General features: G+C 71.8%; 10 protein-coding genes. 4 read left to right on the top strand and 6 right to left on the bottom strand.

From position 1 onward, the window contains the following. The 4 genes from NBZ85_RS21045 to NBZ85_RS21030 all read left to right on the top strand — a co-directional run. A partial coding sequence (locus tag NBZ85_RS21045) for a putative bifunctional diguanylate cyclase/phosphodiesterase (RefSeq protein WP_261562455.1) occupies nt 1–1426 on the top strand: 1426 nt, incomplete at its 5' end. 649 nt (nt 1427–2075) lie between these two features. Next, nucleotides 2076–2390, top strand: a complete 315-nt coding sequence (locus tag NBZ85_RS21040) for a hypothetical protein (protein ID WP_261559695.1) — start codon at nt 2076–2078, stop codon at nt 2388–2390. Nucleotides 2391–2402: 12 nt separating this feature from the next. Then, complete coding sequence (locus NBZ85_RS21035; protein ID WP_261559694.1) at nt 2403–3902, top strand: class I adenylate-forming enzyme family protein; 1500 nt, start codon at nt 2403–2405, stop codon at nt 3900–3902. A 181-nt stretch (nt 3903–4083) separates the two neighbouring features. Continuing rightward, nucleotides 4084–5028, top strand: a complete 945-nt coding sequence (locus NBZ85_RS21030) for an acyl-CoA thioesterase (protein WP_261562454.1) — start codon at nt 4084–4086, stop codon at nt 5026–5028. On the opposite strand, the gene nhaA is transcribed toward NBZ85_RS21030, so the two are convergent. The 6 genes from nhaA to NBZ85_RS21000 form a co-directional block, all read right to left on the bottom strand. Beyond that, the gene (gene nhaA / locus NBZ85_RS21025; protein ID WP_261559685.1) at nt 5025–6296 is read right to left on the bottom strand and encodes a Na+/H+ antiporter NhaA; all 1272 of its coding nucleotides are present in this window, start codon (nt 6294–6296) and stop codon (nt 5025–5027) included. The two genes, NBZ85_RS21030 and nhaA, sit on opposite strands and share 4 nt — an antisense overlap. 136 nt (nt 6297–6432) lie before the next feature. Next, the gene (locus tag NBZ85_RS21020; RefSeq protein WP_261562453.1) at nt 6433–6810 is read right to left on the bottom strand and encodes a hypothetical protein; all 378 of its coding nucleotides are present in this window, start codon (nt 6808–6810) and stop codon (nt 6433–6435) included. Next, nucleotides 6807–7073 (bottom strand): hypothetical protein, encoded by a 267-nt coding sequence (locus NBZ85_RS21015; RefSeq protein WP_261560396.1) that lies wholly within the window; start codon nt 7071–7073, stop codon nt 6807–6809. Before NBZ85_RS21015 ends, NBZ85_RS21020 begins: the two co-directional genes overlap by 4 nt. Nucleotides 7074–7359: 286 nt before the next feature. Further along, complete coding sequence (locus NBZ85_RS21010; protein ID WP_261560397.1) at nt 7360–7752, bottom strand: hypothetical protein; 393 nt, start codon at nt 7750–7752, stop codon at nt 7360–7362. Nucleotides 7753–7840: 88 nt separating this feature from the next. Next, nucleotides 7841–8074: an rRNA adenine N-6-methyltransferase family protein gene (locus NBZ85_RS33845; RefSeq protein WP_261560398.1), complete on the bottom strand. Its 234-nt coding sequence runs from the start codon at nt 8072–8074 to the stop codon at nt 7841–7843. Nucleotides 8075–8137: 63 nt separating this feature from the next. Continuing rightward, a complete protein-coding gene (locus tag NBZ85_RS21000; RefSeq protein ID WP_261560399.1) occupies nt 8138–9853 on the bottom strand; it encodes an ATP-binding protein in 1716 nt (571 codons plus the stop codon). Nucleotides 9854–10323: the final 470 nt, after the last annotated feature.

Raw genomic sequence — 10323 nt, 5'->3', positions numbered from 1 at the left:
GAGCCGTCCCCCGCCCGGCCCGGCCCTCAGCGAGCAGGACGCCCAGTTCGTCCGCTCGGTGGGAGCCGTGCTGGGGGCGGCGGCGATGCGTTTCCGGATGGAGGACGAGATCCGCCGGCAGTCCCTGCACGACGGGCTCACCGGGTTACCGAACCGGACGGCCCTGCTCGACCGGCTGAACCGGGCCCTGCGGCGGGCGCGCGGGGACGGGACCCGGATCGGTGTACTGTTCATCGACCTCGACGGCTTCAAGACGGTCAACGACACCCTCGGCCACCAGGCTGGCGACAACCTGCTGCGGCTGACGGCGCAACGGCTCGAGCACGCGGTGCGGCCCGCCGACGTCGTCGGGCGGCTCTCCGGCGACGAGTTCGCCGTGCTGTGCGAGGACATCGACTCCCCCGCCGCCATCGAGGCGATCGCCGACCGGGTGCTCGCCACCCTGGACACGCCCTGTGTGCTGGGCGAGCGCACGGTCCTGCTGTCGGCCAGCGTCGGCATTGCGCTGTCCGAGCCGGAGACCGCCGACGGCGAGGATCTGCTCAACGCCGCCGACATCGCGATGTACACAGCGAAGCGCCGCGGGCCGGGGCGTCGGCTGGCGTTCGACGAGGCGATGCGCACCAGGCTGCTCGCTCAGATCACGGACAACGACGAGCTGCGTCGGGTCCTGTCCGACGATGAGCTGGTCATGCGCTACCAGCCGATCCACGACATTGACCGTGGCCTGGCCGGGGTGGAGGCGCTGCCGTACTGGCTTCATCCGCACCGCGGGCTGGTGCCGCCCGCGCAGTTCCTGCCCGATCCCGCGCACGTCGGCCTGCGGGTGCCGATCGACCGCTGGGCCGTGGGCCGGGCCTGCCGGGCTGCCGCCCGGTGGGAGGACGAACGCGGCGACGGCGCACCGCCGCCGCTGCTGAACGTGACCGTTTCCAGCCGCTGCCTCGTCGAAGATCGGTTCATTTCCGAGCTGGACCCGCTGCTCTCCGCCACCGGCGCGGAGGTCCGCTACCGGCTGTGCCTGCAGATCGCCGAGCGGGAGGTCGCCGACGACGAGCCGGCGCTGCTGGCGGCCTTCGGCGAGCTGTGCCGGCTGGGAGTCGACCTCTGCATCGGCGACTACGGGTCGGCCCTGACGACGGCCGTGGCCATGAACCAGGTGCCCTTCCGCTACATCCGGTTCAGCGGGATCTACGTCGACGGCGTCGACCGCAGCCCGGTTCACCACGCCGCCGCGGGTGCCCTGCTGCACTTCGCCCACGAGCTCGGCATGCGGACGATGGCCGGCGACGTCACGACGTCCTCGCAGTTGAACACGCTGCGGGCGATGCGTTGCGATCTCTTCCTCGGCCCGGTGATCGGTCCGAGCACGGCGCGACTGCCGCGGCTGACCGGCCGCGAGGATGTGCGAGGCACCCATCGCTGACAGTGACGCACTGCGCCCATCAACCCGGCAAGATGGTGACGGCCCCGTCAGACATGCCTCATGCGCGCCCCCTTGCGAACCACCCGGCGTCACCTGGTTGCCCACCGCGCCGCCGCTGCGGCGGGCGCCGCGGACCTCGCGTCGGTCGGATCCGCCGGACCCCACCGACGGCGGCCGGCGGGCCGGCACCCGGCGGGCCGGCCACGTGGCCGGCCCGGCCCGCCCATCCCTCCGCCATGGGTCGCAGGGGGCCTGGCAGCAGCTGACGGCCGGCTCTCGACCGGGCGCCGATGCATCGGCTGCCCCGCGTCCAGATTTGAGGTTCAATGAACCTCGAAACGTCTAACTTGGTACATGAGATGTACGGCAGGTTCCGGCCCAGCCGAGATCACGCCGTTGGCTTACGTCCGAAACGGGGCCCACCCACACCCGGCACCACGTGACATCTTTGTCAGAAATCGAGGTAGCCTCGGATGCCGAGGTGGGGCGTCGGCGCGCGCGGGCTGCTGCCCCGATCCGCGCCGCGGGCGGCGATGTTGCTCCCGCCCGAGGCGGTGGCACCTGATCCTCCCCGGGCAGTAGAAATTAGGAAAGGCGTGGCACTCTCCGCTCCGCGAGAGGAACACGCGCGAGCGAGGAGGTCGAAAACGTGAGTCTTGTCACTAAGCCCGGTACCCGTTACCGTTCAGTCGTCGATCAGACAGAGGTCATCGTGGTGAAACCCGCGAGTGGACCCATCGATCTGCGCTGCGGTGGCCATCCGATGGTGTCGATCGGTACCGAGGCCCCCACCGGGCTCACTCTGGACCCCGCCTTCTCCGCCGGCACGCCGCTGGGCAAGCGGTTCGCCGACGGCGAGACCGGCATCGAGCTGCTGTGCACCAAGGGCGGCGCCGGGTCCCTGTCCATCGGGGAGGTCATCCTCTCCCAGAAGGACGCCAAGCCCCTGCCCTCCTCTGACTGACGGGTAGCCACGATGCACCTCGGGATGCTTCTCGAAATGGCCGCGGACGGCATGGCCGACCGGGTCGCGCTCGGTCCGTTGGCCTCCGGTCTGACCTTCGCCGAGCTGGCCAGCCGGGCCCGGCGTCTCGGCGCCGCACTTGAGGCGCTGCCGGGCGAGCGGGTCGGGCTGATCGACCTGAACTCCCCCGCGGTCCCCCTGACGCTGTTCGGCGCGGCGATCGCCGGCAAGCCGTTCGTGCCGATCAACTACCGCCTGGCTGATCCGCAGCTGCGCGCGATCGTCGCCCGCACCGCCCCGGCCACGATCATCGTGGGTGAGGGTGTCGTCGAGCGGGTCGGGCCGGTCGACGGCATCGAGTTCCTCAGCCGGGCCGAGGCCCTGGCGCTCGCCGAGGACCCCGAGGGCAAGGAGAAGGACGGCTGGGGCGGCGACGCGGAGGACATCGCCGTCCTGCTGTTCACCAGTGGCACCACCGGTGAGCCGAAGGCCGCCGTGCTGCGGCACAGCAACCTGACGGAGTACATCATCTCCACGGTGGAGTACGCCGGTTCCGCGGAGGACGAGGCCGCGATCGTCAGCGTGCCGCCGTACCACATCGCGGGCATCTCGGCGGTGCTGTCGTCGACCTACTCCGGGCGCAGGGTGGTCCAGCTCGAGGCGTTCGACCCGGTCGCCTGGGTACGCACCGTCCGGGAGGAGTCGATCACCCATGCGATGGTCGTCCCGACGATGCTGGGCCGCATCCTCGACATCGTGGAGTCCGACGGCCTGGGCCTGCCCTCGCTGAGGTCGCTGTCCTACGGCGGTGGCCCGATGCCGCTGCCGGTCATCGAGCGCGCGGTCGGCCTGCTGCCGCACGTCGGCTTCGTCAACGCCTACGGGCTCACCGAGACCTCCAGCACCATCGCGGTGCTGGGTCCCGACGACCATCAGGCGGCGTTCGCCAGCGACGACCCGGCGGTCCGCGCCCGGCTCGCCTCCGTCGGCAGGCCGCTGCCCACGCTGGAGGTGTCGATCCGCGACGCGGCCGGCATCGAGGTGGCGGTGGGCGAGCGCGGCGAGATCTGCGTGCGCGGCGGCCAGGTGTCCGGCGAGTACCTCGGCCGCGGCACGACGCTGGATTCCGACGGCTGGTTCCCGACCCGCGACGAGGGGCATCTCGACGAGGCCGGCTACCTGTTCGTCCACGGCCGGCTCGACGATGTGATCGTGCGCGGCGGGGAGAACCTGTCACCCGGCGAGATCGAGGCGGTGCTGCTCGAGCACCCGGGTGTACTCGAGGCCGCGGTCGTCGGCATCCCGAACAAGGAGTGGGGCGAGCAGGTCGTCGCCGCCGTCGTCACCGCCGCCGGGGTGACGGAGGAGGACCTCAAGGCGCACGTCCGTTCCCGGCTGCGCTCCAGCCGCACCCCCGACCACATCCAGTTCCGCGAGGAGCTGCCGTTCAACGAGAGCGGCAAGCTGCTGCGCCGGGTGCTTCGGACCGAGCTGTCCGAGGCCTTCACCTGATCGGTTCCGCATCGCGCGACCGCCGGCCGGCTGCGACCGCCGGCCGGCTGCGACCGGCGGTCGCGGGACGCGGCGTGCGGCGCCCGCGGCGCGTCCCGCGACCGCCGGAATCGGGCGTGCCGCGGATCGGCCGCCGTTCGGTGACGCGCGTCGGCGAGGACGAGGCGAGGATAAGCTGATCATGACTGTCGTTCCCACCGGCCCCGGTCCCGTCGGGGAGCCGGCGCTCGGCGCCACGTCAGCCGGCGCGGCCGCGGACCTCGCCCTGCCGCTGCAGGACGTCCTCGGGGTCCGGGAGTCCGAGCCGGACGTGTTCGTCGGCGCCCGTGGTGCGCGCGCCCGCGCCGGCATCTTCGGTGGTCAGCTCGCCGGTCAGGCGCTCGCGGCGGCCCAGCAGACCGCGGACTTCCCGGCACACTCGCTGCACGGCTACTTCCTGCAGTCCGGCGACCCGGACATCCCGGTGAGCTATCACGTCGAGCGCCTCCGCGACGGCCGCTCGTCCGCGGTGCGCCGCGTCGTCGCCCGCCAGCACGACCGTCGGCTGTTCGAGGTGATGGCGTCGTTCACCATCCCACGCGAGGGGCTCGACCACGCCGATCCGGCCCCGTCCGACGTGCCCGATCCCGAATCGGTCGCCGACCTGCCCAGCCACCTCGCCGCCTGGGGGTTCGACGGCCCGCTGCCCCCACACTTCGCGGTGCTGGACTTCCGTCCGGTCAGCGTCGTCTCCCCGTTGGCACCGCGGGCGTATCCCCCCAGCCAGCAGGTCTGGTTCCGGGTCAGGACCCCCCTGGGCGACGATCCCCGCGTCCACCTGCAGGCGATCACCTACGCGTCCGACCTGTACCTGCTGGCCACCTCCCTGCGCCCGCACGGGATCGCCTCGGCCAGTCCCGGGGTGTCCTTCGCCAGCCTCGACCACGCGATCTGGTTCCACCGCCCGTTCCGGGCCGACGAGTGGCTGCTGCACGACCAGCACTCCCCGACCGCCTCTGCCGGACGCGGGTACTCCACCGGCAAGATCTTCCGCCAGGACGGCACCCTGGTCGCGACGACCGCCCAGCAGGGTTTCATCCGCCCGCCGGCCGGCGCCGTCGGCGAGCAGCGCCCACCGACGCGCTAGGGCCGGGCCCCGGGCGGTGGACGTCCGGGGCCGCCGTCGTCATCGTCGTCGCGGTCGTCGTCGACCGTCTCGAGCTGGTGGATCCGCGCGTAGGCGCGGCTGCGCAGCCGCAGCACCACCGACGCCAGCAGCGCGGCGAGGACCGATGCGGTCAGCACCCCCACCTTCACATGATCGTCACGGGCGCTGCCGGGCCCGAACGCCAGCTCCCCGATGAGCAGCGACACCGTGAACCCGATCCCCCCGAGCAGCGCGAGCCCCGCGACGTCGACCCAGGCCAGGCCGCTGTCGAGACTCGCCCCGGTGAAACGGGCGACGAGCCAGGTCGTCGCGAAGATCCCGATCGCCTTGCCGGCGACCAGGCCGACGACGACGCCGAGAGCGGCCCGGTCGGACAGCGCGTCGGCGAGGCCCCCGAGCCCGCCGATGCTCACCCCCGCCGAGCAGAAGGCGAAGAACGGCACGGCGACGCCCGCCGACAACGGCCGCCAGCGGTGCTCGAAGTGTTCCGCGAGCCCCGGCCCGGCCCGCGGCCCGCCGGCCTCCTCGCCGCGCACCACCGGCACGGCGAAGCCGAGCAGCACCCCGGCGACCGTGGCGTGCACCCCGGAAGCGTGCACGAGCGCCCAGGTGGCCACCGCGAGCGGCAGCAGCGCCCACCACGCCCGCACCCGGCGCTGCACCAGCACCGTGAACGCCGCCAACGGCACGGCGGCGCCGACCAGCGGCAGCACGGACAGCTCACCCGTGTAGGCGACGGCGATGATCACGATGGCCAGCAGGTCGTCGACGACGGCGAGGGTCAGCAGGAAGGTCCGCAGCGCCGTCGGCAGGCGCCTGCCGACGACCGCGAGCACCGACAGGGCGAAGGCGATGTCGGTGGCGGTCGGGATCGCCCAGCCCCGCGGCGCCCCGCCGTGCAGGTTCACCAGCGTGTACAGCACGGCCGGAACGGCGACCCCGCCCGCGGCGGCGGCCACCGGCACCGCCGCGCGGCCCGGGTCGCGCAGGTCCCCGGCGACGAACTCACGCTTGAGCTCGAGTCCGGCGACGAAGAAGAAGATCGCCAGCGGCCCGTCGGCCGCCCACTCGCGGACCGAGAGGTCCAGGTGCAGCGCCGACGGGCCGAAGCGGGTGGTCAGCAGCGCATCGTAGGAGCCCGACCAGGGCGAGTTCGCCCAGCCGAGGGCCAGGAGGGTCGCGGCGAGCAGCAGCGCCCCGCCGATCGTCTCGTCGCGCAGGACCGCCGCGATCCGTCGGGTCTCCACCCAGGAGCCGCGGGCGAACAGGCGGCGAGGGCGGCGCGGCGGCGGATTCAGAGCTGTCTCCCAGCATCCGGGGTCGGTTCGGCCATCGCCGACCAGACTTCCCGGCACACCGCGGACGGGCCTAGCCTAGCGCCGCTCACCCGGCGGCGTGCCGCCCGACGACCCACCCCCGCACGGCCGCGGCCCCCGCGCTGACCACCGCGAGCAGCACCGGATGCCCGCAGCGCCACCAGCCCTCCTCCCCCATCCTCCCGACACCGACGCCTCCAGCGCCGACGCAGCCGACCAGCACGGCGGCCACGACCGTGAACCCGGCCAGCCGGGCGGCGGCCCGCCAGGGCAGCATCGGCCCGACCAGCACCGCAGGCAGCGCGACCGGGGCGAGTGTCCCCCACCGGTCGCCGAACTCCACGGCGAGCAGAGCGGCGACGAAGGTCGCGCCCACGGCCATGCGCAGCAGGACCGGCACCGCTCCCGCCGCCGAACCGCCCCGCCCGCCGCGTACCGGCATCACCGAACGGGTGTTCCCGACATCGTCAGCGTTGCGGGCGCATCGTCCCGACCGTCCCGGCCGGTGGGGCTGACCGCGGGTGCCATCCCCTCCCGGTAGGCCGCACCGTCGGGTCCGTAACGGACGGGCCGGGACAGTGCCGGCGCCCCGAAGCGGCGCCGGTCCCGAACCTGGTCACGCCAGATCACCAGGGTGGGTAGCAGGAACATCGCCGCGAGCAGCGCGACGGCCATGAGTATGCGATCCCATTCGAATCCCGAGTCCACAGATCGTCCTTCGATCGATGATCGTCCCGATGGCGGGCAGGTGTGCCCGGCCCGCCACGCGGCGCAGGCCACGCAGGCAGGCATGTCGGAGCCAGGACCCGAGGCTGGTCTCCCGCCGCCGCCGCAGCACGGCAGGACGGACGGGCCGGCGTACGCAAACTCGTGACCTCGGCACGCGGCAGCAGCGCCCCCGGCACACGGCAGCAGCCGGCCCGGAGCTGGTAAGCCGGCGGGCGGGGAAGCGGGGGCGTCGGCCGACCTCACGGCCCGGCCGTGAGGCGCGGGCCTACCTCGAGAACTGGCGAGGCCGTGACGGTGGGCCGCGGGCGGCCAGGGCGCCGGCGGAGGCGCCGGGACGGGCGACCCGGCCTACCGGCCGACGCCAGCGCACGAGCAGGGAAAGGCCCAGGGCCACCGCGCCCGCCGCGAGGACGAAGGCGGTGGAATGGCCCGGCGGCCACGGTCCCGCCAGCATGGTTCGGGCATCCGGACGCGGGGCCGTGGTCTCGCCGGAACCGACCGGGACGGTGAACGCCGTGACCGCGGGCAGAGCGCCCCCGACCATCTGCAGGTCCGCCGGCCGCTCGCCGACGCCGCCGGAGGCTCCCACCAGGCCGATCAGCAACAGCAGGGATGCCACCCAGCCCGCGCTCAGGCGCCGACGCGGAAGGGTGACCACGCGACCAGGCTAAACCAGGCGGCGATGCCCCGGCCGGCGGCAGAAGGCCGTTCCGGCTGCGGGGAGCCGGGCCGCCAACCCGTCGAGGTCAACCGTGACCGAAGTGTCCCCGAAGTGGATGAGCCGGAATCTGGGTGGCGTCACCATGCAGGATGCGCACCCGCGAGCCCGGCCGCCGCTCGAGCAGGCACGCCGATCCGCCGTCTATCTCCAGCGCGGTGAGCGACGGCGTGAGGTTCGCGAGCACGCGGGTGGTGGCACCGAAACCGGGCCCGAGTTCCAGCACGTCATCCCCCAGGCACCCGGCCAGGATCGGACCCAAGATCCGGCACCGCGCGTGTACTTTCACGCGCGCGTGATGAGTTTTACTATGCGCGTGATGCCATCACGCGCGGCGCGTGTACACCCTCGATCGACGATCACCATTGGGTACCAGAGGCCCATCTTCCAGGGCGAGCCGGCGCAGCAGTCGCGATGCCTGATCGGGAGACAGCGAGCACAGGTTTGCCGCCTCGCCTCGAGTGATCTGGCCGTGAGCCGCGACGTAGTTGACCACCATCTGCTCCTGCTGTGCCTGGTCGAAGCCGTGGACCCGGACGTAGGCGGCGGGCTCGCGAAGCTCGCGGTAGACGACGGCGGCGAGGTGCCAGGTACGGCCCTTCCCGGCACCGCGGGCTTCCACGAGACCCCGGTCGACCATCCGCGCGAGCTGCCGCCGGGCTTCCGCTTCGCCGACCTGCAGCAGTGCGGCGACCTCGTCGGTACGCAACCGGCCGTGGTGCAACAACTCGGTGACGACCTGCAGATCGGACAGCGTAAGCGGCTGCTCCTGGCGCTCCTGCTTGAACACATAGCGGATCAACGCAAGGTCAGCCTTGCCGCCAGGGAGCACCACCGCGACGGAGTCCTGGGTCGACCGCGCATAGTCCGGGGGACCATGGCCGAAACGTAGCTGCTCAGCGAAGATCCGGTTGATCCCACGGCCGGTCCGCTCGACGATGCCGGCCCGTTTGAACGCGTCCGCGAGCCGTGGGTTGCGCGGACGTGGTGGCGCGACGAGGAAGTTGTCGACAGTGATCCCCGCTGGGAAGCCACCAGGATTCGAGATCTCCAGCTGTTCGTCCTGCCACTGGACATGAACCGCGCCCCGGGCGGTGTAGTCCCGGTGAATCAGTGCGTTGGCGAGTGCCTCGCGGTACGCCGTCTCCGAGTAGGCCGGCACACTGACCCGGAAGAGGCCGAACTGGATCTCTTCCTCGGTGTTGCGGACCTGGAACCGGGTGAGGAATTCCTCGGCTAGGCGGAACAGTGGCCAGGCGAAGAAGTCGTTTACCTGAACAGCCAGGCCCTGGAGAGCCTGGAAGGCTGCCTCATGGGTCGGGCAGTAGCGGCGGATCGCGTCCTCCCGACCGAACAGAAGCAGCGCGCCAGCACAGATCACAGCCAGGCCGCCGCGGTGTTCGAGCAGACCGAGCGCACGCGCGACATCGTGGTCGTCAAGCTCGGCGAGCACGCGGTCGCCATAGCCCGCCGATTCTCGGATCAGCCGGCGGAACCGCTCGAACTCCAGTGGATCGAGGTCATCCCAGCTTGCGTCGGGCACCGGAAGCTCCGCGTAATCAAGCGCCCCTCGGTCGATCTCGTGCGCGAGCATCTCGTGTGCGTGGATCGGGACGCACGTCGGCTTTCCATCGCCTCCGATAGCCCGCCGCTGATACATCCCGCGGGTGGTTCCGACAATGCGCGTGCTGTTCGTCACCTGGACGCACAGCACGGGCTGACCGTCGATATCAACGGTGGACACAGCGGTCTGTACGGGGGGTTGTGTGGAATTCGCGAGGAGTGCCTGCAGCCGCTGCGGATCGGTACGGTTGCCGTGCCGCGGCCGCGCGCCGGTGATCGAGCCAGAGTCCTCGACGCCGAGAAGCAGCAGACCACCGTGGCCGTTGGCGAGACAGACCACCGCCTCGATCAACTCACGGTCGCTCAGCGCCTGGCGCCCCTCCCCCTTGAACTCGACCGACATCGTCTCGCCGCCATCAATCGCCGCGCGGATCGAGTCTGCATCGGCGAGGGGGAAGGAGATGAAGTGGCTAACCATTCGATCCCTTCTTCCGCGGTCGTCGCGAGTCTGTTCCGCTGGCATTACGCTACTCCGCACCTACAGGAGCCGCGGCCTCGTCCTGCCTGGTACGGAAGCCGCCGCCCGATGTGCCCGCTTGCACACAAAGCGCCATCTGCGCGGGAACGGCTCTGACGCCCTGCGTCACCGCTCCGCGAGGTCCGAGGTGCCCGGCGCCCTGGCCAGCGGGGCAAGCCACGGTCGGGATAACTGTGCTCGCCGCGAGCCTGACCAAGCCAGAGCTGACCAGAGGCGCATGCATTCTTGACGATTCCGACCGCCACGCGATCAAGATCATCGCTGTCTGCAAGGCGGCCTGGCGAGCGGCTGGAGATCAATACGGGTAGTTCGTTCCGGCGCGCCGTCGGCGCCGCGCGTCCCCGAAGCCGACATCTTGATCGCCATTGGAGCAGAGCCCCGGACCGTGACCCAAGTAAGGGGCCCCCACC

It is taken from the genome of Frankia tisae, assembly GCF_025403405.1.
GTDB lineage: Bacteria > Actinomycetota > Actinomycetes > Frankiales > Frankiaceae > Frankia > Frankia tisai.
Note: the sequence above shows the minus strand (reverse complement) of the source record. Positions and strands in the feature narration are given on the sequence as shown.